At 71.9% G+C, this 21,329-nt stretch carries 19 protein-coding genes; 8 read left to right on the top strand and 11 right to left on the bottom strand.

The window, feature by feature from the left end; genetic code table 11:
- The first annotated feature begins 111 nt into the window (after nt 1-111).
- Nucleotides 112-2,004, top strand: a complete 1,893-nt coding sequence (gene typA / locus C5H89_RS15120) for a translational GTPase TypA (protein ID WP_104107820.1) — start codon at nt 112-114, stop codon at nt 2,002-2,004.
- 156 nt (nt 2,005-2,160) lie between these two features.
- Here the strand turns inward: typA and C5H89_RS15115 are convergent, their stop codons facing one another.
- Entirely contained in the window at nt 2,161-2,754 is a 594-nt protein-coding gene (locus C5H89_RS15115) for a TetR family transcriptional regulator (protein ID WP_240181888.1), read from the bottom strand.
- Nucleotides 2,751-4,391: an AMP-binding protein gene (locus C5H89_RS15110; RefSeq protein ID WP_104107819.1), complete on the bottom strand. Its 1,641-nt coding sequence runs from the start codon at nt 4,389-4,391 to the stop codon at nt 2,751-2,753. Before C5H89_RS15110 ends, C5H89_RS15115 begins: the two co-directional genes overlap by 4 nt.
- Nucleotides 4,392-4,485: 94 nt before the next feature.
- On the opposite strand from C5H89_RS15110, the gene C5H89_RS15105 reads away from it, so the two are divergent.
- Nucleotides 4,486-5,661, top strand: coding sequence for an acyl-CoA dehydrogenase family protein (locus C5H89_RS15105; protein WP_104107818.1), 1,176 nt, complete (start codon nt 4,486-4,488; stop codon nt 5,659-5,661).
- Between the two features lie 40 nt (nt 5,662-5,701).
- The gene (locus C5H89_RS15100; protein WP_104107817.1) at nt 5,702-6,460 is read left to right on the top strand and encodes an SDR family NAD(P)-dependent oxidoreductase; all 759 of its coding nucleotides are present in this window, start codon (nt 5,702-5,704) and stop codon (nt 6,458-6,460) included.
- Between the two features lie 25 nt (nt 6,461-6,485).
- Here C5H89_RS15100 and C5H89_RS15095 read toward each other — a convergent pair whose 3' ends face one another.
- From C5H89_RS15095 to ugpC, 4 genes are all read right to left on the bottom strand, one after another.
- On the bottom strand, nt 6,486-6,659 hold the full coding sequence (locus C5H89_RS15095; protein WP_104107816.1) for a YbdD/YjiX family protein: 174 nt from the start codon (nt 6,657-6,659) through the stop codon (nt 6,486-6,488).
- Complete coding sequence (locus C5H89_RS15090) at nt 6,656-8,851, bottom strand: carbon starvation CstA family protein (protein ID WP_205305061.1); 2,196 nt, start codon at nt 8,849-8,851, stop codon at nt 6,656-6,658. The genes C5H89_RS15095 and C5H89_RS15090 overlap by 4 nt, the downstream gene beginning before the upstream one ends.
- Before the next feature lie 92 nt (nt 8,852-8,943).
- Nucleotides 8,944-9,564, bottom strand: coding sequence for a hypothetical protein (locus C5H89_RS15085; protein WP_104107814.1), 621 nt, complete (start codon nt 9,562-9,564; stop codon nt 8,944-8,946).
- A gap of 120 nt (nt 9,565-9,684) precedes the next feature.
- Nucleotides 9,685-10,776 (bottom strand): sn-glycerol-3-phosphate ABC transporter ATP-binding protein UgpC, encoded by a 1,092-nt coding sequence (gene ugpC / locus C5H89_RS15080; RefSeq protein ID WP_104107813.1) that lies wholly within the window; start codon nt 10,774-10,776, stop codon nt 9,685-9,687.
- A gap of 236 nt (nt 10,777-11,012) precedes the next feature.
- Between ugpC and C5H89_RS15075 the strand changes: the two genes are divergently transcribed.
- Genes C5H89_RS15075 through C5H89_RS15055 form a run of 5 tightly spaced genes read left to right on the top strand, consistent with a single transcriptional unit; the run spans nt 11,013 to nt 16,754 of the window.
- A complete protein-coding gene (locus tag C5H89_RS15075; protein ID WP_205305060.1) occupies nt 11,013-12,290 on the top strand; it encodes an extracellular solute-binding protein in 1,278 nt (425 codons plus the stop codon).
- 9 nt (nt 12,291-12,299) lie between these two features.
- A complete protein-coding gene (locus tag C5H89_RS15070) occupies nt 12,300-13,433 on the top strand; it encodes a sugar ABC transporter permease (RefSeq protein ID WP_104107811.1) in 1,134 nt (377 codons plus the stop codon).
- On the top strand, nt 13,430-14,248 hold the full coding sequence (locus C5H89_RS15065; protein WP_104107810.1) for a carbohydrate ABC transporter permease: 819 nt from the start codon (nt 13,430-13,432) through the stop codon (nt 14,246-14,248). Before C5H89_RS15070 ends, C5H89_RS15065 begins: the two co-directional genes overlap by 4 nt.
- Nucleotides 14,245-15,729, top strand: coding sequence for a GH1 family beta-glucosidase (locus C5H89_RS15060; RefSeq protein WP_104107809.1), 1,485 nt, complete (start codon nt 14,245-14,247; stop codon nt 15,727-15,729). The genes C5H89_RS15065 and C5H89_RS15060 overlap by 4 nt, the downstream gene beginning before the upstream one ends.
- A 5-nt stretch (nt 15,730-15,734) precedes the next feature.
- Entirely contained in the window at nt 15,735-16,754 is a 1,020-nt protein-coding gene (locus C5H89_RS15055) for a LacI family DNA-binding transcriptional regulator (protein ID WP_104107808.1), read from the top strand.
- Between the two features lie 6 nt (nt 16,755-16,760).
- Here C5H89_RS15055 and C5H89_RS15050 read toward each other — a convergent pair whose 3' ends face one another.
- The 5 genes from C5H89_RS15050 to C5H89_RS15030 form a co-directional block, all read right to left on the bottom strand.
- The gene (locus tag C5H89_RS15050; protein ID WP_104107807.1) at nt 16,761-17,420 is read right to left on the bottom strand and encodes an NTP transferase domain-containing protein; all 660 of its coding nucleotides are present in this window, start codon (nt 17,418-17,420) and stop codon (nt 16,761-16,763) included.
- Nucleotides 17,413-18,078, bottom strand: a complete 666-nt coding sequence (gene npdG / locus C5H89_RS15045; RefSeq protein ID WP_104107806.1) for an NADPH-dependent F420 reductase — start codon at nt 18,076-18,078, stop codon at nt 17,413-17,415. The genes C5H89_RS15050 and npdG overlap by 8 nt, the downstream gene beginning before the upstream one ends.
- Nucleotides 18,079-18,199: 121 nt before the next feature.
- Complete coding sequence (locus C5H89_RS15040; protein ID WP_104107805.1) at nt 18,200-18,982, bottom strand: crotonase/enoyl-CoA hydratase family protein; 783 nt, start codon at nt 18,980-18,982, stop codon at nt 18,200-18,202.
- 48 nt (nt 18,983-19,030) lie between these two features.
- Nucleotides 19,031-19,789: an enoyl-CoA hydratase/isomerase family protein gene (locus C5H89_RS15035; protein WP_104107804.1), complete on the bottom strand. Its 759-nt coding sequence runs from the start codon at nt 19,787-19,789 to the stop codon at nt 19,031-19,033.
- Entirely contained in the window at nt 19,789-20,967 is a 1,179-nt protein-coding gene (locus C5H89_RS15030; RefSeq protein WP_104107803.1) for a thiolase family protein, read from the bottom strand. Before C5H89_RS15030 ends, C5H89_RS15035 begins: the two co-directional genes overlap by 1 nt.
- Nucleotides 20,968-21,329: the final 362 nt, after the last annotated feature.

The following is a 21,329-nucleotide window of genomic DNA, read 5'->3' as shown; positions in this document are numbered from 1 at the left end:
GTCCCTCCCGCGGCGCCGTCGATGGTTCGGCGTGAGACTTGACCGGCCCCTAGAATGGCGGGTGGTCCGATCGGGCCCACGACTCCACCCGAAAGTGACGCCGTACCCTTTATGTCTTCCACCCGCAGGAACGACCTGCGCAATGTTGCCATCGTCGCCCACGTCGACCACGGCAAGACCACCCTCGTCGACGCCATGCTGCGCCAGGCCGGCGCCTTCTCGGTGCACCAGGCCGAGAGCGTCGCAGAGCGCGTCATGGACTCGGGTGACCTCGAGCGCGAGAAGGGCATCACCATCCTCGCGAAGAACACGGCCGTGCACTACACCGGCCCGTCGTTCCCCGAGGGCATGACCATCAACATCATCGACACCCCCGGCCACGCCGACTTCGGTGGCGAGGTCGAGCGCGGCCTGTCCATGGTCGACGGCATCGTGCTGCTGGTCGACGCGTCCGAGGGCCCGCTCCCCCAGACCCGCTTCGTGCTGCGCAAGGCGCTCAACGCCGACATGCCCGTCGTGCTGGTCGTCAACAAGGTCGACCGTGGCGACGCCCGGATCGACGAGGTCGTGGACGAGACCTACGAGCTCTTCATGGACCTGCTCGACGAGAGCCACAGCCAGGACGCGCTGGACTTCCCCGTCGTCTACGCCTCCGGCAAGGCCGGCATCGCCTCGCTGACCAAGCCCGAGAACGGCACCCTGCCCGACGGCGACAGCCTCGAGCCGCTCTTCAAGACGATCCTGGACACCATCCCGGCTCCGACCTACACCGAGGGCAAGCCGCTGCAGGCGCACGTCACCAACCTCGACTCCTCGCCGTTCCTCGGCCGGCTGGCGCTGCTGCGCATCCACGAGGGCGAGATCAACAAGGGCCAGACCGTCGCCTGGATGAAGGCCGACGGCACCGTCAAGAACGTCAAGATCTCCGAGCTGCTGATCACCGAGGGCCTGGACCGGGTGCCCGGCACCCACGCCGGCCCCGGCGACATCGTGGCCATCGCGGGCATCCCCGACATCATGATCGGCGAGACCCTGGCCGACGCCGAGAACCCGGTGGCGCTGCCGCTGATCACCGTCGACGAGCCCGCCATCTCGATGACCATCGGCACCAACACCTCCCCGCTGGTCGGCCGTCTCAAGGGCTCCAAGGTCACCGCGCGCCTGGTCAAGGACCGCCTCGACGCCGAGCTCGTCGGCAACGTCTCGCTCCGGGTGCTGCCCACCGAGCGTCCCGACGCCTGGGAGGTCCAGGGCCGTGGCGAGCTGGCGCTGGCCATCCTGGTCGAGCAGATGCGCCGCGAGGGCTTCGAGCTCACCGTCGGCAAGCCGCAGGTGGTCACCAAGGAGATCAACGGCAAGCTGCACGAGCCCGTCGAGCGCCTGACCATCGACGCCCCCGAGGAGTACCTCGGCGCCATCACCGAGCTGCTCGCCACCCGCAAGGGCCGCATGGAGCAGATGACCAACCACGGCACCGGCTGGGTGCGGATGGAGTTCCTGGTGCCGGCACGAGGCCTGATCGGCTTCCGCACCGAGTTCCTCACCGAGACCCGCGGCACCGGCATGGCCGCCCACGTCTTCGAGCGGTACGAGCCGTGGGCCGGCGAGATCCGCTCGCGCGCCTCGGGCTCGCTCGTGGCCGACCGGGCCGGCGCCGCCACCGCGTACGCCATGACGTCGCTGCAGGAGCGCGGCACCATGTTCGTGGAGCCCGCCACCGAGGTCTACGAAGGCATGATCGTCGGGGAGAACTCCCGCGCCGACGACATGGACGTCAACATCACCAAGGAGAAGCAGCAGACCAACATCCGGTCCGCCACCTCCGACAACTTCGAGAAGCTGATCCCGCCGCGCCTGCTCTCCCTCGAGCAGTGCCTGGAGTTCTGCCGCGAGGACGAGTGCGTCGAGGTCACCCCGGAGGCCGCGCGCATCCGCAAGCTGGTGCTCAACGCGAACGACCGCGCCAAGACCGCTTCGCGGGCCCGCAAGGCCGCCAAGAGCTGAGCCGCGCTCGAGGAGGCCCGTCACGCTGCTGCGTGGCGGGCCTTCGTGCGTCCGGGGAGCGATCGACCAGCCCCACGACGCCTCGGCGGCCCGCTAGGGTCTCGGTCACGTGCGCGGGTCCCGCCTCACACAGGTGACCGCTGACCGGGCCGCCCCTCACTCGGCCCCGGCAGTCAGGGCGTGCACCACCAGGGACGCCAGCTCGGCGTACGCCTCGGCGTCGGTCAGCCCGGCGCGCGCCGACATCTCACCGCCCTGGATCGCCGCCATGGTGGCCGCGACCATCTCGGCCACGAACGCGGCGTTGACCGAGCGGAAGGCCCCGGCCTCGATGCCCTCGCCGACCAGCTCCCGGATCCGCGCCGCCGCGGCGGCGGTGTTGCGCTGGTAGAGCTCGGCGGTGGCCCGGGTCGCGAGCAGGTCCTCCAGGAACTCCCGCGAGACCGGCCGCAGGTAGTCCGCGACGGCGAGCAGGTAGGCGGTGACCCGCTCCGCCGGGTCCTCGGTGGCCGCCACCCGGGCCTCCACCGCGGGCACCGCCTCGCGGAAGTACTCCCGCACCACCTCGACCTCGAGCTCGGCCTTGGAGGCGGCCAGGGCGTAGAGGGTCGTCTTGGAGCACCGCAGCCGCGCGGCCAGGTCGTCGAGGGTGAACTCGGCGAACCCCTCGGCGGTCATCAGCTCCACCAGCCGGGCCAGCAGGTCCTGCTGACGAGCCGTACGCCGCCGGCGCGACGCGACCGGGGTCACGAGCCGGACCGGACCTGCTCGGCGCGCGCCTGGCGCAGGTGGAAGCGCTGGATCTTGCCCGAGGGGGTCTTGGGGAGCTCCTCGACGAAGTGGACCGCCCGCGGGAAGAGGTGGGCGGCGAGCTTGGTCTTCACCCGCTGCTGCAGCTCACGTCCCAGCTCCTCGGTCGCCTCCACCCCGCCGGCCAGCACCACGAAGGCCTCGACCACCTCTCCGCGCAGCTCATCGGGCACCCCGATGACCGCGGCCTCCGCGACCCGGTCGTCGGCGACCAGCACGCTCTCGATCTCGAACGGGCCGATCCGGTAGCCCGCCATGATGATCACGTCGTCGTCGCGCGAGGCGAAGAAGAAGTCCCCGTCCTCGTCGGCCCGGCCGGCGTCCCCGGTGTGGTACCAGCGGCCGTCGGGGCTGAACCGCTCCGCGGTCTTGTCCGGGGCGTCGACGTAGCCGGTGAACCACATCAGGGGGCTGCCGGCCAGGTCGATGGCAACCCGCCCCTGCTCGCCGGGGGCGGCGGCCTCGTCGGAGTCGCTGCCCAGCACCGCCGCGGACCAGCCCGGCATGGGGCGTCCCATCGACCCCGGCTTGACGGGCCGGCGCACGTCGTCGTGCCAGCCGTTGACGATGGACATGCCCAGCTCGGTCTGGCCGTAGGTGTCGTGGATCTCGCAGCCCAGCACCTGCGCCCCCCAGCTGACCATGTCGGGGTTCAGCGGCTCCCCCGCCGAGGTGGCCCGGCGCAGCCGGAGCCCTTCGGGGGCGGGCACGTCGGCGCTGCGCAGGGTGCGGAACACGGTCGGCGCGGCCGCCAGGTTGGTGACCCCCAGCCGCCGGATGACCTCCCAGGTGGTCTCCGGGGAGAACCCCGCCTGCAGCAGGATGTTGCGCCGGCCCGAGGCCAGCGGCGCGGCGATGCCGTAGTAGAGCCCGAAGGCCCACCCGGGGTCCGCGGCGTTCCAGTAGACGTCGTCGTCACTGACGTCGAGGCCGTAGTCGAGGTAGGCGACGAAGGCGGCCAGGGCGCGGACCGGGATGGGCACCCCCTTGGGCGTGCCGGTGGTGCCGCTGGTGAAGAGCCGGACGAGCTCGGCGGAGCCGTCCACCGGGACCACTGGAGCCCGGCCGGGGTCGGTCTCGGCGAGCAGCCGGTCCAGGCGCAGGTCGCCGTCCTCGCCGGCGCCCCCGGCCACCACCACGCGCCAGTCGACGACGGCGGGAAGGTCGTCGCCGGGCAGCAGCTTGGCGCGCTGCCCCGCGTCGGCCACGACGAGCTTGGCCTGCGCACCGGCCAGCCGCAGCGCGATCGCCGGGGTGGCGAAGGCGGTGAAGAGCGGCACGTGCACGGCACCGGCACGCCAGATGCCCAGCACCGTGGTCACGAAGTCGGCCGACTTGCCCATCAGCGTCGCGACCCGGTCACCGGGCTCGATCCCCTGGGCGACCAGGGCTGCCGCGAACCGGCGCGAGCTCTCGGCGAGCTCGCCGTAGGTCAGGTCGCGCGGGCTGAGGTCGGGCTGCACGACGGTGAAGGCGACCTGGTCGACCGGGTGCCGGTCGCAGAGCAGGTCGGCGACCACGAGGCCGGGGGCGTCGAAGGTGGCCAGCAGATCGGTCACGCGCTCGTCGGGCGTCATGGCAGCTCCTAGAGATTGGTACCAGAAATGATACGGAAGGCTGCGCTACAGTATCGCTTCCGTTCCATCACCGCCACGCTGTCCAGGAGAAGCCATGACCGCCACGCGTCGACTGCCCACCGAGGAGGCCGCCGAGCTGCTCAAGCTCGTGCGCCGACTGGCCGCCGAGGAGCTCGCGCCCCGCAGCGCCGAGGCCGAGGCGACCGAGACCTTCCCCCGCGAGGTCTTCCGGCTGCTGGGCGAGGTCGGCGTGCTCGGCCTGCCGTACGCCGAGGAGCACGGCGGCGGCGGTCAGCCCTACGAGGTCTACCTCCAGGTGCTGGAGGAGATCGCCGCGGTCTGGTCCTCGGTCGGGGTCGGCGTCTCGGTGCACGCCCTGTCCTGCTTCGGCCTGGTGAGCTTCGGCACCGAGGAGCAGAAGCGGCAGTGGCTGCCCGACATGCTCGGTGGCGGCCTGCTCGGCGCGTACTGCCTCTCCGAGGCGCACGCCGGCTCCGACCCGGCCGCGATGCGCACCACGGCCCGGCGCGACGGCGACGACTACGTGCTCAACGGCGCCAAGGCGTGGACCACCCACGGCGGGCAGGCCGACTTCTACAAGGTGATGGCGCGCACCGCTGGGGAGCCGGGGGACCGCCACGGCATCTCCTGCTTCCTGGTCCCCGCCGACACCCCGGGCCTGAGCGCCGACGCCCCGGAGCGGAAGATGGGCTTGACCGGCTCCCACACCGCCACCATGCGCTTCGAGGACGTGCGGATCCCCGTCGAGCGCCGACTCGGGGCCGAGGGCGAGGGCCTGCGCATCGCGCTGGGCGGGCTCGACTCGGGCCGTCTCGGCATCGCCGCGGTGGCGACCGGGCTCGCGCAGGGCGCGCTGGACCAGGCGGTCGCCTACGCCCGCGAGCGGGAGACCTTCGGCAAGCCGATCATCGAGCACCAGGGGCTGGCCTTCGTGCTGGCCGACATGGAGGCCGCGGTGCAGTCCGCGCGCGCCACGGTGCTGCACGCGGCCCGCCTCAAGGACGCCGGGCTGCCGTTCTCCCGCGAGGCGTCCATTGCCAAGATGGTGGCCACGGACAACGCCATGAAGGTGACCACCGATGCCGTGCAGGTGCTCGGAGGCTACGGCTACACCCGTGACTTCCCGGTGGAGCGCTACATGCGCGAGGCGAAGGTGATGCAGATCTTCGAGGGCACCAACCAGATCCAGCGGATGGTCATCTCCCGCTCACTGGCCAAGGACGACCGCGGCACCATCACCCACGCCTGACCCACCACCCCTCCCCCACCACCACAGGAGAACACCCACCGTGCAGCTCAACGACACCGCCGCGATCGTCACCGGCGGCGCCTCCGGCCTCGGCGCCGCCACCGCCGCCGCGCTCGCCGCCAAGGGCGCGCAGGTCTTCGCCTTCGACCTGCCCCAGGCCATCGAGGACGCCCCCGAGGTCGCCGGCGTGACCTACGTCGGCGTCGACGTGACCGACCCCGACCAGGTCGCCGCCGCGGTCGCGACCGCCTCCGCCTCCGGCGTACCGCTGCGCACGGTGGTCAACTGCGCCGGCATCGGGCCCTCGATGCGGATCCTGGGCCGCAAGGGCCCCCACGACCTCGCCTTCTACGCGAAGGTCGTGCAGGTCAACCTGATCGGCACGTTCAACGTGATGACGCTGGCCGCGGAGCAGATCGCGCAGACCGAGCCGCTGGCGGACGGGGCGCGGGGCGTGGTCATCAACACCGCCTCGATCGCCGCGTACGACGGCCAGGTCGGCCAGGCGGCGTACGCCTCCTCCAAGGGCGGCGTGGTCGGGCTGACCCTGCCGGCCGCGCGCGACCTCGCCCAGTTCGGGATCCGGGTGCTCACCATCGCCCCGGGCATCATCGAGACCCCGATGCTGGCGACCGTCTCGGAGGAGTTCCGCGCCGGTCTCGCCTCGGGCGTGCCGTTCCCGCAGCGGCTGGGCCGACCGGACGAGTACGCCCAGCTCGCGCTGGCCATGGTCGAGCACGACTACCTCAACGGCGAGGTCGTCCGGATGGACGGCGCGCTGCGGATGGCGCCGCGCTGACCCACCCCGGCAGGCGCGGGGGCTCTCAGCAGCAGCGAGCCCCCGCGGCGTGCTCCCGCTCGTGGTCGCGGGCCCGCTCGAACTCCCGCCGCGAGACCGGCACCACGTCCGCGCGGCCGCACTGGGCGACGTACTCGTCCCACTTGGCCTCGCCGGTGAGCTGGCGGACGTACCAGCGCAGCCGGGACAGCGCCGTCATGTCCGCTCCCCCGTCCCCGCGAGCTGGCGCCGCTCCTCCCACTCCCGCACGGCCTGCTTCTCCTGCGCCGTCGCCAGGAAGTCGGAGGGGGCCACGATCTGCGACTCCTGCTTCGGCACCTCGGTGGTCGGCAGCCCGCCGGCCCGCACCCCCTTGACCCAGATCACCACCGCGTTGGCCACCACCACCAGCACCAGGATCGCGAAGATCGCCTGCAGGGTGCCGTTGAGGGTGGAGTTGAAGATGATCTGGTCCATCTCGTCGGCGCTGGTGGCGGGAGCCAGCAGCTCTCCGGCGTCCCGGGCGTCGGCGTAGCGGGAGCGCTGGCTGAAGTAGCCCAGCGCCGGGTTGTCGGAGAAGACCTTCTGCCAGCTGGCGGTCATGGTGACGATGAGGTCCCAGGCCAGGCCGATCCCCGGCACCCAGGTCCACTTGGCCTTGCCGTGCTTGATCAGCAGGGTGACGCACAGGGTGAGTGCGATGGCGGCGAGGAGCTGGTTGGCGATGCCGAAGAGCGGGAAGAGCTGGTTGATGCCGCCGAGCGGGTCAGTGACCCCGACGTAGAGCATGTAGCCCCACAGCCCGACCACCACCGCGCTGGCCGACCACGACGCGGGCTTCCAGGAGAGGTCGGCGTACCGGGGCCACAGGTTGCCCACGGTGTCCTGCAGCATGAACCGCCCGACCCGGGTGCCGGCGTCGACCGCAGTGAGGATGAACAGCGCCTCGAACATGATCGCGAAGTGGTACCAGAAGGCCGCCAGCCCGCCGCCGAACGCGTCGGTGAACACCTGCGACATGCCGAAGGCCAGCGTCGGGGCGCCCCCGGTGCGGGAGATGAGCGTCTGCTCCTCCACCGCCGCGGCGGCCGCCCGGAGGTCGTCGGCGGTGATGGTGAACCCCAGGCTGCCCACGAACTCCGCCGCCGTGGCGGGGTCGGCCCCGGTCGCCCCGGCGGGTGAGTTGATGGCGAAGTAGAGGCCGGGGTCGATGACGCAGGCCGCGATCAGGGCGCTGATCGCCACGAAGGACTCCATCAGCATCCCGCCGTAGCCGATCATCCGGACCTGGCTCTCCTTGGCGACCATCTTGGGCGTGGTCCCCGAGGAGATGAGCGCGTGGAAGCCCGACAGCGCGCCACAGGCGATGGTGATGAAGACGAACGGGAACAGCTTGCCCGCGAAGACCGGCCCGTTGCCCTCGCGCGCGAACTCGGTCACGGCCTCCTGCTGCAGCGACGGGGCCGCCAGCACCAGCCCGACCGCGAGCAGCACGATCACCCCGACCTTCATGAACGTCGACAGGTAGTCGCGCGGGGTCAGCAGCATCCACACCGGCAGGATGGAGGCGACGAACCCGTAGACCACCAGCGCGAGCGTGAGCTGCTCCTTGGACAGGGTGAGCGCCCCCTCGAGCCCCAGCTGGTCGACGTACCCCCCGCCGACGATGGCCGCGAGCAGCAGCACCACCCCGATCAGGGTGACCTCGGAGACCCGGCCCGGCCGCAGGTGGCGCAGGTAGAACCCCATGAACAGGGCGATGGGGATGGTCAGGCCGATCGAGAAGACCCCCCAGGGAGACTCGGCCAGCGCGTTGACCACCACCAGCGCCAGCACCGCCAGGATGATGATCATGATCGCGAAGACGGCGATCAGGGCGGCGATCCCGCCGACCACGCCGATCTCCTCGCGCACCATCTGGCCCAGGCTCTTGCCGTCGCGGCGCATCGAGAAGAACAGCACCACCATGTCCTGCACGGCCCCGGCCAGGATCACCCCGACGATGATCCAGATGGTGCCGGGCAGGTAGCCCATCTGCGCCGCCAGCACCGGGCCGACCAACGGGCCGGCACCGGCGATGGCGGCGAAGTGGTGGCCGAAGAGCACGTGCCGGTCGGTGACGTCGAAGTCGCGCCCGTTCTGGTAGCGCTCCGCCGGCGTGGCCCGGGTGTCGTCCACGCCGAGCACCTTGTAGGCGATGAAACGGGCGTAGAACCGGTAGGCGATGGCGTAGGAGCACAGTGCCGCGAAGAGCACCCACAGGGCGGAGACCTCCTCCCCGCGCGAGACGGCCAGCACCACCCAGCAGACCGCGCCGACCACCGCGACGGCACCCCAGACGAGCATCGACCGGGGCGTCATCCGGGACGGGGGGCCCGAAGGCTGCACCGGGACCTGGGTGTTCGTCGTCATGCGTCCTCCCGAGGATGAGGGGGCCGCGAGGACCCACCCCGATCTTCACGCCACGGGCCCGCCCCGGCAAGGGGTCCGGGTCGGGACTTCGCTCAGCCGCGGCCCTGCTGGTTGGCCGCCACCGCGACCCCGGCGAAGCCGGCGACCATGAGGACCGAGCCCAGTCCGCGCCACCCTTCGGGCAGCACCGCCTGACCGAGCGGTCCGCACACCACGTGCAGCACGAACGCCCACGGGACCCACACCGGCGTGGTGCGCGCGCGCAGCAGGGCGAGGGCGAGCAGCAGCTCGCCGAGGTAGAACACCGCGAACCCGCCGAGCACCATCGACTGCTGGAGGCCGTCGTTGGCCACCGCCTCGATCGCCTCCGGGGTGACGGCGTCGTTGACCGTGAGACTGCGGAAGACGACGAGCACCTGGGCGAAGGCCGCGAGCAGCACCGCGCCGACGGAGAGCAGCACCGCCGCACACAGGCCGGTGTGGAACCCCCGTCGCTGGAAGAGGGTGAACAGGGAGGGCATGCCGATGACCAGGCCGATCGCGGCCACCGTGAGCAGCACCGCCAGGATCCCGGACCGGTCGGTGTGCTCGCCGGCCAGGCGCAGCAGCTCACCGTCCCCGTCGGGTCGGGGGGTCAGCTGCGCGCCGACGAACAACGCGGTGGCCCCGGTGACCAGGGCGGCCGCGGAGACAGGAACCCAGTCCGTCCGCACAGGTGAACGCTAGCGCTGTCGCGACCCGGTGGCGCGGCATTGCGCACAGTGGCGCCCGGGGGCGCCCGGTGGCGCACCGCCGCCCGGTGGCGTCGCGCAGCACCTCGTGCAGCAGCTCGCTCAGGCCGAGAGCCGGGCGCCGGAGGCGGGGTCGAAGACGTGCAGCGCGTCCGGGTCCACCGCGAGCTGGACGTGGTCGCCCTTGGCCAGCGGCTGACGCCCCTCCAGCCGTACGACGACCGGTGCGGGCAGCTCCTCGGCGGCCGCGTCGTCGCGCAGCGCGTAGAGGAAGGCGTCCGAGCCGAGCTCCTCGATCACGGTGACCGTCGCGCCGACGCCGGGCTCCTCGGGCCCCACCACCCGCCAGGCGTGCGGCCGCACGCCCAGGGTGACCTGATCTCCCGCACGGGCAGCGACGTCGCGCTTCAGGGGCACGGCGTACCCGCCGATCCAGGCCAGCGAGTCGGCGACCTTGGCGGGCAGCAGGTTCATCGCCGGCGACCCGATGAAGCCGGCGACGAACAGGTTGACGGGACGGTCGTAGAGGGCGAGGGGGGTGTCGACCTGCTGCAGCCGCCCGTCCTTGAGCACCGCGACCCGGTCCCCCATCGTCATCGCCTCGGTCTGGTCGTGGGTGACGTAGACGGTGGTGGTGCCCAGGCGCTGCTGCAGCGCCGCGACCTGGGTGCGGGTGGAGACGCGCAGCTTGGCGTCGAGGTTGCTCAGCGGCTCGTCCATGCAGAACACCTGGGGCTGGCGGACGATGGCCCGCCCCATCGCGACCCGCTGCCGCTGTCCGCCGGAGAGCGCCTTGGGCTTGCGGTCGAGCTGGTCGACGAGGTCGAGGAGCTGCGCGGCCTCCCGGACCCGGCGTACCCGTTCCTCGCGGGGCACCCGGGCCACCTTGAGGGCGAAGGCCATGTTGTCGGCCACGCTCATGTGCGGGTAGAGCGCGTAGTTCTGGAAGACCATCGCGATGTCGCGGTCCTTGGGCACCTCCGTGGTCACGTCGCGCCCGCCGATCAGGATCCGCCCCGAGGTGCACTCCTCCAGCCCCGCGAGCATCCGCAGCGAGGTGGACTTGCCGCACCCCGAGGGGCCGACCAGCACCATGAACTCCCCGTCCTCGACCTCGAGGTCCAGGGCCTGGACCGCCGGCCGGTCGGCACCGGGATAGCGATGCTCCGCCTGCTCGAACCGCACCTGTGCCATGTCGCCTGGTTCCCTTCGCCGAGGTCTCCGACGCGCTGCCGGAGGGCTCCCCCAGCCACGGTACGACGCGCAGGACGAGGCGTCTAGTGGAAGCGCTCTCACATTTCTACAAGCACATCTACGCGAGCATTGACATCCAGATGTGACGCCTGTCATGGTGCCTGGAAGAAGAGAGTGGAAGCGCTTCCATGAATCTCATCCGGCGAGCGCCACCACCACGACGTCAGGAGACCACGGTGCAGACATCGAAGAGGCGACGGACCCGCGTCGCCACGGGCGCCCTGGTGGCGCTCATGCTCACGGCCACGGCCGCGTGCGGCGGGGACGACGGTGATGAGACGAGCGACGGCAAGATCAAGCTCACCGTGGCCACCTTCAACGAGTTCGGCTACGAGGGACTCATCGAGGAGTACAACTCGATGCAGGACAAGGTGGTGGTCGAGCAGAAGAAGGCCGGCCAGGCCAACGAGCACCAGGACAACCTCTACACCAAGCTTGCCGCCGGGTCGGGCCTCTCCGACATCGAGGCGATCGAGGTCGACTGGCTGGCCGCCCTGAAGCAGGAGTCCGACGCCTTCGTCGACCTCACCGACCCCGAGGTCGAGGGCCGCTGGCTGGACTGGAAGACCGAGGCCGCCACCGCCGACGACGGCAAGCTCATCGGCTACGGCACCGACGTCGGCCCCCAGGCCCTCTGCTACCGCGCCGACCTCTTCAAGAAGGCCGGGCTGCCCACCGACCGCGAGCAGGTGGCCAAGCTCTTCACCACCTGGGAGGACTACTTCGACGTTGGCAGCGACTTCGTGAAGAAGGTCCCGGGCGCCGCCTGGTACGACTCCTCCGGCGGCACCGCGCAGGCGATGGTCAACCAGACGCAGTACACGTTCGAGGACGAGGACGACAACGTCATCGCAGCGGACAACCCGGACGTGAAGCGCATCTTCGACACCGTCACCTCCTACTCCGAGGCGGGCCTGTCCACCCGTCTCCCCCAGTGGGAGGAGGACTGGGTGTCGGCGTTCCAGAAGGACGCCTTCGCCACCATGGCCTGCCCCGGCTGGATGCTCGGGGTGATCGAGGGCAACTCCGAGGGCGTCCAGGGCTGGGACGTCGCCGGTGTCTTCCCCGGCGGCCCCGGGGTGTGGGGCGGCTCATACCTGACCGTTCCCGTGCAGGGCAAGCACCAGGAGGAGGCGATCGCGCTGGCCAAGTGGCTCACCGCTCCCGAGCAGCAGGCCAAGGCCTACACCGCCAAGGCCACGTTCCCCAGCCAGGTCGCAGCGCTGGAGGACCCGGTCGTGGTGGACAGCGAGCGCGAGTTCTTCAACAACGCGCCCGTCGGCCAGATCCTGGTGCAGCAGGCCAAGGCGATCGAGTTCGTCCCCTACAAGGGCCCGAAGTTCGCCGACATCAACACCGCCTTCCAGCAGGCCATCCAGCGGGTTGACGAGGACCAGGAGTCACCCGACGAGGCATGGGACTCGTTCCTGGCCGACGTCGAGCGGCTGGGCTGACCCGATCCCATGACGCTGGAGTCCAGCAGTCGCCCGGACCGGGCGACCGGAACCCCGGCCGGGGAGGGTGTGACCCCCTCCCCGGCCGGTGGCCCGGACGACCCGCGCCCGGGCACCGGGAGAGACGCCGGGAAGGACACCGGGCAGCACACCGGGGAGCAGGGCGCCCGTACGCCGGTCGCCGCGGCCCGACGTCCGAGCTCGAGGCGCAGCAGGTTCTTCCGGCTCGAGGCGCGCACCGCGCCCTACCTCTACATCTCGCCGTTCTTCCTGCTCTTCGCCGTGGTCGGGCTCTTCCCGCTGCTCTACACCGCCTTCGTCTCGGTCCACCAGTGGAGCCTGCTCAGCGGGCAGGGTGAGTTCGCCGGGCTGGAGAACTACCGCCGGGTGCTCGCGGACCGCTACTTCTGGAACGCTCTGCGCAACACGATGAGCATCTTCGTGCTCTCCTCGGTGCCGCAGGTGCTGATCGCGCTCTGCCTGGCCGGGCTGCTGGACACCCAGCTGCGTGGCCGGACCCTGTGGCGGATGAGCGTGATGCTCCCGTTCGTGGTGGCCCCGGCGGCGGTCGCGCTGATCTTCGGCAACATCTTCGGCGACCGCTACGGCCTGGTCAACTCGGCGCTCGAGACGCTCGGCGTCGGCGCGATCGGGTGGCACACCAACACCCTGGCCAGCCACCTCGCGATCGCCTCGATGGTCAACTGGCGCTGGACCGGCTACAACGCGCTGATCTTCCTGGCCGCGATGCAGGCGGTGCCCCGCGACCTCTACGAGTCGGCGTCCCTGGACGGGGCCGGCAAGGTGCGGCAGTTCGTCTCGATCACGCTGCCGATGATCCGTCCCACGCTGCTCTTCGTGATCATCACCTCCACCATCGGCGGGCTGCAGATCTTCACCGAGCCGCGGCTCTTCGACACCCGCGGCCTCGGCGGCTCGGACCGGCAGTACCAGACGCTGACCATGTACCTGTGGGAGCTCGGCTGGCGGGTCCGCGACCTGGGCATGGCCTCGGCCGTGGCCTGGCTGCTGTTCCTGATCATCGTCGTCTTCGCCCTGCTCAACCTGCTGCTCAGCCAGCGCGCGGGCTCGCTCGCCGGCAGACCGCACGGCCGGGCCCGGCGGGGCAGGGGCACACCATGACGCGCCGACCCGGATTCCTCGTCTACGGTCTGCTGACGGCCTTCGTGCTGGGCGCCTGCGCCCCGCTCTACTGGTCGTTCCTGGTCGGCTCGCACCGCCGCGAGGACCTCATGGGCCGAGTGCCGCCGCTGATCCCGGGCGGCCACTTCCTGGAGAACGCCCAGCGCGCCATCGACGCGGTGCCGTTCTGGAAGGCCCTGGGCAACAGCCTGCTCGTCTCCGGCACGGTCGCCACCTCGGTGGTCCTCTTCTCCACCCTGGCCGGCTTCGCCTTCGCCAAGCTGGCCTTCCGGGGCCGCAACGCGCTGATGGTCTTCGTGGTCGCCACCTTGGCCGTGCCCACCCAGCTCGGGGTGATCCCGCTGTTCATCGTGATGGCCAAGCTGGGCTGGGTGGGCTCCCTGTGGGCGCTGATCGTGCCCGGCATGGTGACCGCCTTCGGGGTCTTCTTCATGCGCCAGTACCTGCTCGACGCGGTGCCGGACGAGCTGATCGAGGCCGCCCGGATGGACGGCTGCTCGATGGCCCGGACGTTCTGGACCGTCGCGGTCCCCGCGGCGCGCCCGGCCGCGGCAATCCTGTGGCTGTTCACCTTCATGGCCACCTGGACCGACTTCTTCTGGCCGCTGATCGTGCTCCCGGCGAGCAACCCGACCGTGCAGATCGCCCTCCAGCAGCTGCAGAGCGGCTACTACGTCGACTACAGCCTGGTGCTGGCCGGCACCACGCTCGCCTCCCTCCCGCTGCTCGCCCTGTTCGTCCTCACCGGTCGCCAGCTGGTCGCCGGCATCATGCAAGGAGCCGTCAAGGGATGACCCTTCACGCCGAACGCCCCGGACCCCGCACCAGCGCGCACCAGAGCGCACGCTTCCCCGCCGACTTCGTCTGGGGCGCCGCCACCGCGTCGTACCAGATCGAGGGCGCCGTGGCGGAGGACGGCCGCACGCCCTCGATCTGGGACACCTTCTCCCACACCCCGGGAGCGGTGCTCAACGACGACAACGGCGACGTCGCCTGCGACCACTACCACCGGATGCCGGCCGACGTGGCGATGATGTCGGAGCTGGGGCTGGGCTCCTACCGCTTCTCCGTCGCCTGGCCCCGGGTGCGCCCGGACGGCGGTCCGGTCAACCCCGCCGGCCTCGCGTTCTACGACCGGCTGGTCGACGAGCTGCTGGGCCACGGGATCGCGCCCTGGCTGACGCTCTACCACTGGGACCTGCCCCAGGCGCTGGAGGACGCCGGCGGCTGGACCAACCGCGACACCGCCCACCGGTTCGCCGACTACGCCCTCTCGGTGCACGACGTGCTGGGCGACCGGGTGCCCACCTGGACCACCCTCAACGAGCCGTTCTGCGTCGCCCTGCTGGGGTACGCCGCGGGGCACCACGCGCCGGGTCGCCAGGACGGGGTCGCGGGCCTGGTCGCCGCCCACCACCTGCTGCTGGGCCACGGACTGGTGGTCGACGCGCTGCGCGGCCGGGGCGGGGACGAACGGCTCGGGGTCAGCCTCAACTTCACCGTCGCGGACCCGCACGACCCAGCGGACCCGGTCGACGTGGACGCCGCCCGCCGGGTCGACGCGCTGCACAACCGGCTCTTCCTGGACCCGATCACCCGCGGGCACTACCCCGAGGACCTGCTCGGCGACACCGGGCACCTGCGCTGGCAGGGCCGGCCGTGGACCGACGTGGTGCACGACGGCGACCTCGCCCTGGTCAGCACTCCCCTGGACCTGCTGGGCGTGAACTTCTACCACGGCAACGCCGTCTCCGGGCACCAGCACAGCGACGTGATGGCGCGCGACGCCGACAAGCCCGCCCGGGTCGCGCTCTCACCGTTCGTGGGCTCGGAGTTCGTCACCTTCCCCAGTCGGGACCTGCCGGTGACCGACATGGGCTGGGAGGTGCAGCCCGACGGGCTGCACCGGCTGCTGGTCCGGCTGCACACCGAGCACCCGGAGCTGCCGCTCTACCTCACCGAGACCGGCGCGGCCTACCCCGACGTCGCCGGTCCCGACGGCCGGGTGCACGACGTGGACCGGATCGCCTTCCTGCACGCCTACCTGAGCGGGGTGCAGCGGGCGCTCGCCGACGGCGTCGACGTGCGCGGCTTCTTCCACTGGTCGCTGATGGACAACTTCGAGTGGGCCTTCGGCTACGCCAAGCGGTTCGGCCTGGTGCACGTCGACTACGCCGACCAGCGTCGTACGCCGAAGTCGAGCGCCCACTGGTACGCCGAGGTGGCCCGTACCGGGAGCCTGCCCGCGGCGGACGACCCACAGTGGCTACCGTGAGGCCCGTGAACGGGTCGAACGGGTCGCCCACCCTGGACGAGGTGGCGCAGGTGGCGGGGGTGTCCCGGGCCACGGCGTCGCGCGCGATCAACGGCGGCCAGCGGGTCAGCGCCAGGGCGCAGGCGTCGGTGGACGCGGCGGTGCGCACCCTCGGCTACCTGCCCAACCCGGCGGCTCGCAGCCTGGTCACCCGGCGTACCGACTCGGTCGCCGTGGTGGTCCCGGAGCCGGACGAGCGGGTCTTCTCCGACCCGTTCTTCGCCGGCACCCTGCGTGGGGTGACCCGGGTGCTGGGCGAGCGGGACCTGCAGCTGGTGCTGCTGCTGTCCCGGCCGGGGGCCTCGACCACCCGGACCCTGCGCTACCTGCGCAACCGGCACGTCGACGGCGCCCTGGTGGTCTCCCACCACCGCGACGACGGCCTCGCCGAGCAGCTGGCCGAACTGGACCTGCCGTGCGTCTTCGGCGGCCGGCCGTGGGCGGGCGGCGACCGCGTGGCCTACGTCGACGTGGACAACACCACCGGCGCCCGGGAGGCCACCCAGGTGCTGGTGGACCGGGGCTGCCGCCGGATCGGCACCGTCGCCGGTCCGCGCGACATGACCGCCGGCCAGGACCGGCTCACCGGGTGGCGGCAGGCGATGGCCGAGGCCGGCCTGACCGACGACGCGGTCGAGCACGGCGACTTCACCGCCGAGAGCGGTGAGCGGGCCACCGAGGCACTGCTCGCCGCACACCCGGACCTGGACGGGCTGGTGGTGGCCTCGGACCTGATGGCCGCGGGCGCGCTCCGGGTGCTGAGCGCCTCGGGACGGCGCGTCCCCGACGACGTCGCGGTGGTCGGCTACGACGACCTGGGCGTCGCCGAGCGCACCACCCCGCCGCTGACCACGATGCGGCAGCCCGTGGAGGAGATGGCCGAGCGGGCCACCCGCCTGCTGCTGGAGCAGATCGACGCCTCCGGGAGCGCCCGGCCGATGAAGGTGATCATCCCGCCCACGCTGGTACGGCGCGCGAGCGCCTGAGCCCGCTCAGACCGAGGCGGGGCCGAGCCTCGGCACCAGGTCGCGCAGGGTGCGGGCGGTGTCGTCGGAGCGCGCACGGACCAGGGCCAGGTCGTCGAGGGTGTCCAGGTCGCGGCGCAGCCCGTCGGGCGCGTCGGCCCAGGGCCGGTAGCCCAGCCGGAGGTGGAGCTCGGCGGAGCGCCCCCCGAAGCCGATGCCGGGCCAGTCCCGCGGTCCCTGCACCAGCAGCGTGGTGCCGACGTCGTGGTGGTCCGAGACCCGCATCGGCTCCCCGTGGCTGCGGAACTCCGCGACCGCGAGGTCGAGGTCCGCCGAGCGGAGCAGCGGCAGGTCGGCGACCAGGATCCCTACGGGCGCGTGCGGACGGGCGTCGAGGGCGGCGCGGCGGCCGAGGTCAGCGGCGGCGTTGAGCCCCGAGACGCCCACCTCCGGCACCACCTCGGCGCCGAGCTCGCGCACCAGGGCGGCCACCTGCTCGTCCCGGGTCACCACCCACACCGTGCCCACGGCGCTCGCGTCCAGGGCGGCCTGGGTGGTGGCCAGGGCGACCCGTCGCGCCACCAGGGGCCTGACCGCCGGGTCCAGCGCCAGGCGGGACTTGGCCCGCCAGGTCTCCTTGACCGGGATGACCAGGGAGAGCGGCTCGCCCGTCCTCCGGTCAGACATCGGTGATGCGGACCCCTGCGTGCGCCTTGTAGCGGCGGTTGATCGCGATCAGGTTGGCGGTCAGCGCCTCGACCTGGTGGGCGTTGCGCCGGCGACCGGCGTACACCCCGCGCATGCCGGGCACCGCGTCGGCCAGGGCCTGGACCAGGTCGGTGGCCTCGCGCTCGTCACCGAGCACCAGCACGTCGGTGTCGACCGAGGAGACCTCGGGGTCCTCCAGCAGCACGGCGCTGACGTTGTGGAAGGCACCCACCACGGTGGACTCGGTCAGGATCGCGGCCGCCTGCTGGGTGGCGGACCCCTCCTCGACGGGCAGCGCGTAGGCCCCCTGCTTGTCGAACCCCAGCGGGTTGACGCAGTCCACCACGATCTTGCCGTCCAGGTGCGGCTTCAGCTCGCGCAGCAGCTCGGCGTGACCGTCCCACGGCACCACGACCAGCACCAGGTCGCCCGCCGCGGCGGCGTCGGCGTTGGCCGCCCCGGAGACGGCCCCACCGGTGGCCTCAGCCAGCTCGGCCGCGGCCTGCTCGGCCTTCTCCGCGGCCCGGCTGCCGAGGACCACGGTCAGGCCGGCGGTGGCGAAGCGTCGCGCCAGGCCCCGCCCCTGGGGTCCGGTGCCGCCGAGGATGGCGATCGTCTGCGTGCTCAGTTCCGTCATGCCGCTGTCTCCTGCTCGTAGAAAGGCGCGCGTATCTATGCGCATGATATCACTCAATAGGTGACCGGCGCCACATCCAGCTCGGGGCATCCGCCTCTCGGACGAGGTCCGCCGGGAGCACTCATCGCCGGCGGCTGACGAAGGCGTCCACCGCGGCGCGGTGCTCGTCGGTGTGGTGGGCCAGCGCCTGGTAGGCCGCGCTGAGCTCCAGCACCCCGGCCAGGTCACGCTGCTGGGACTCGCGCAGCAGCTTCTTGGCCATCCGCAGGGCGTGCGCGGGGTTCTTGGCCACCCGCGCGGCGAGCGCCCGGGCCTGGTCCATCAGGTCCTCGGGGGCGGTGACCCGGGAGACCAGGCCCCACTCCAGCGCGGTCGCGGCGTCGACCCGGTCTCCGGTCAGCGCCATCTCGGCCGCCCGGGCGGGCCCGATCGCGCGGCTGAGCAGCCACGCGCCCCCGTCGCCCGGGATCAGCCCGAGCTGGGCGAAGGACTCGGCGAAGAAGGCCTTCTCCGAGGCGATCCGCAGGTCGCACATCAGGGCCAGGTCGCACCCCGCACCCACCGCCGGCCCGTTGATGGCCGCGATCATCGGGACCTCGCACGCCTGCATCGCCAGCGGGATCCGCTGGATCCCCTGGCGGTAGCCGTTGCGCTGCTCGAACGGCGACCCGCCGAACATCCCCTGGCCCTCGGCCATCGCCTGCACGTCGCCACCGGCGGAGAACGCCGAGCCGGAGCCGGTGAGGATGACGCAGCGGACGTCCAGGTCGAGCTCGACCCGGCCCGTGTTGGCCACGAACGCCTCGACCACGTCGGCGCCCGAGATGGGGTTGCGCTTCTCGGGCATGTTGAGGGTCCAGGTCTCCACGTGGCCCTCACGCTCGACGGTCAGGACTTCGGACACGGGTGCTCCTCGGGGTGAGATCGGTGAAGGGTGGGCTCGGCGGCTGGCTCAGCGTGCCACGAAGCGCGCGATCAGCTCGGTGGCCTCGGGACCGGAGACGCTGGCACTGATGGTGCGGGCCTCCTCCGCACCGGTGGCGGCCCGGTCCAGCTCCCAGCCGGCCCGGAGCAGCCGCCGGGCCTGGCCCAGCGCGACCGCCGGACCCGCGGCGAGGCCGGCGACGACCTCGGTGGCCCGGGCCGCGGCGTCGGCCGCGACCTCGGTGACCAGGCCCCAGTCGAGGGCCACCTCGGCGGTGATCGGCCGCCCGCTGAGCGCGAAGCCCAGCGCCCGCTGCTGACCGACGGCCCGCGGCAGCAGGTAGGAGACCCCGCAGTCGGGGGTGAGCCCGATGCCGGGGTAGGCGAAGACGAACTTCGTGCCCTCGGCCGCGACGATCACGTCACAGCTGAGCATCAGGGCCAGCCCGGCGCCGGCGACCGCGCCCTGCACGGCCGCGACCACGGGCTTGGGCAGCGCCGCCAGCGCCTGCAGGGCGACGTCGAGCTCCAGCGCGAGCTCGTGCAGGTACGCCGCCCGGTCGTCGGCCGCGACGAACGAGGCCACGTCGCCGCCGGCGCAGAACCGGGGACCGGCGCCGGTGACCAGCACCGCGCGCACGTCCTGGTCCGCCCCGGCGCGCCGGACGGCCTCGGCGAAGGCCTGCGCGGTCGGCAGGTCGAAGGTGTTGGCCACCCCGGGACGGTTCAGCCCGAGGTGCGCGACTCCGCCGTCGACCGCATAGGTCACCAGGCCGCCCTCGGTCATCAGACCCTCCGGAACAGCGCGGCCAGCGCCTGGCCGCCACCGATGCACATGGTGACGATGCCGAGCTCGAGGTCGCGGCGGACCATGTCCTTCGCGACCCGCAGCGTCAGGTTGGCGCCCGTGGCGCCCACCGGGTGGCCCAGGGCGATGGCGCCGCCGTAGGGGTTGACCTGGTCGGGGTCGAGCTTGCTGTCGCGCATCACCGCGACCGCCTGGGAGGCGAACGCCTCGTTGAGCTCGATGATGCCGATGTCGGACGGCGTCGTCCCGGTCTTCTCGAAGAGCGCGGCCAGCGCCAGCGTCGGGGCGTAGCCCATCAGCTCAGGCTCCATCGCCGCGGTGGTGACCGCCTCGATCGAGACCAGCCCGGTGAGCCCGCGCTCGGCGGCGGCACCCTCGCGGGCCAGCACCAGCGCGGCGGCACCGTCGTTGATCCCCGAGGCGTTGCCGGCGGTGACCGAGCCGCCCTTGGCGAACGCCGGACGCAGCGCGGCCAGCGTCTCCAGGGTGGTGCCGGGCTTGGGGTGCTCGTCGACCTCGGCGGTGAACGGCTTGCGACCCCCCACCTCGACGGCGACGATCTCCTCGGCGAAGGCAGCCTTCGCCTCGGGGGTGGCGGCGCGGCGCTGGGACTCCACGGCGAACTCGTCCTGCTCCTCGCGCGAGACGCCGTACTTGGTGGCCACGTTCTCGGCGGTGACGCCCATGTGGATGCCGCCGAACGGGTCGGTCAGCATCATCACGGTGCCGTCGACCAGCTCGCGGTTGCCGAGCTTGTAGCCGTTGCGGGCCCCGAAGTCGTAGAACGGCATCCGGGTCATCGACTCGTCGCCGCCGGCGAGGGTGAAGTCGAGGTCGTTCCAGCGCATCTCCATCGCCGCCGACCAGACCGCCTGCAGGCCGGAGCCGCAGAGCCGGTTGACCGTGTAGGCCGGCACGTTCTTCGGCAGCCCTGCGGCCATCGCGACCCGGCGGGCGTTGTAGGCGTCCGGCCCGACCTGGCCGATGCACCCCATGACCACTTCCTCGATCTGCTCCGGGGCGATCCCCGAGCGCTTCAGCGCCTCCCGGGCGGCGGTCGCGCCGAGCTCGTGGCCGGGCACGTCCTTGAATACGCCACCGAAGCTACCGATGGGGGTGCGGGCACCGTCGAGGACGACGATCCTGTCGTTGTTCATGATGAATCCTTCTGTCAGGGGTCTGTCAGGTTCGCCGGTCAGGAATCGACTCGGTGGACGACGGTGTCCAGCGCGGCGCGGGGGTGTGGAAGGCAGTTACCGAGTCGTCCTCGCCGGCATGGCCGAAGAAGACCGCGCAGACGACCAGCCGGTCCTCGCGCAGGTCGAGCCAGGAGCGGACGAAGTCGGAGTATATGGCGAGCGCGGGACGACCCCTGGCCGCGACAGCGCCCAATCACTAGGTTCGGATGACATGAGTGGGCGACCGGGAGCGCATCCCGAAGAACATTCGTCGTGCTGGCTGGTCTACCTCGGCAACGGGACGCCCGGACCGGACGAGGGAGACGACTTGACGCTGGCTG

The organism is Nocardioides sp. 616, assembly GCF_002930065.1.
GTDB lineage: Bacteria > Actinomycetota > Actinomycetes > Propionibacteriales > Nocardioidaceae > Nocardioides > Nocardioides houyundeii.
Note: the sequence above shows the minus strand (reverse complement) of the source record. Positions and strands in the feature narration are given on the sequence as shown.

Coding starts and splice junctions, on each gene's coding strand:
- typA (WP_104107820.1), top strand. CDS start 112: ATGTCTTCCACCCGCAGGAACGACCTGCGCAATGTTGCCATCGTCGCC.
- C5H89_RS15110 (WP_104107819.1), bottom strand. CDS start 4,391: ATGACGCCCGACGAGCGCGTGACCGATCTGCTGGCCACCTTCGACGCC.
- C5H89_RS15105 (WP_104107818.1), top strand. CDS start 4,486: ATGACCGCCACGCGTCGACTGCCCACCGAGGAGGCCGCCGAGCTGCTC.
- C5H89_RS15095 (WP_104107816.1), bottom strand. CDS start 6,659: ATGACGGCGCTGTCCCGGCTGCGCTGGTACGTCCGCCAGCTCACCGGC.
- C5H89_RS15090 (WP_205305061.1), bottom strand. CDS start 8,851: ATGACGACGAACACCCAGGTCCCGGTGCAGCCTTCGGGCCCCCCGTCC.
- ugpC (WP_104107813.1), bottom strand. CDS start 10,776: ATGGCACAGGTGCGGTTCGAGCAGGCGGAGCATCGCTATCCCGGTGCC.
- C5H89_RS15070 (WP_104107811.1), top strand. CDS start 12,300: ATGACGCTGGAGTCCAGCAGTCGCCCGGACCGGGCGACCGGAACCCCG.
- C5H89_RS15065 (WP_104107810.1), top strand. CDS start 13,430: ATGACGCGCCGACCCGGATTCCTCGTCTACGGTCTGCTGACGGCCTTC.
- C5H89_RS15060 (WP_104107809.1), top strand. CDS start 14,245: ATGACCCTTCACGCCGAACGCCCCGGACCCCGCACCAGCGCGCACCAG.
- C5H89_RS15050 (WP_104107807.1), bottom strand. CDS start 17,420: ATGTCTGACCGGAGGACGGGCGAGCCGCTCTCCCTGGTCATCCCGGTC.
- npdG (WP_104107806.1), bottom strand. CDS start 18,078: ATGACGGAACTGAGCACGCAGACGATCGCCATCCTCGGCGGCACCGGA.
- C5H89_RS15035 (WP_104107804.1), bottom strand. CDS start 19,789: ATGACCGAGGGCGGCCTGGTGACCTATGCGGTCGACGGCGGAGTCGCG.
- C5H89_RS15030 (WP_104107803.1), bottom strand. CDS start 20,967: ATGAACAACGACAGGATCGTCGTCCTCGACGGTGCCCGCACCCCCATC.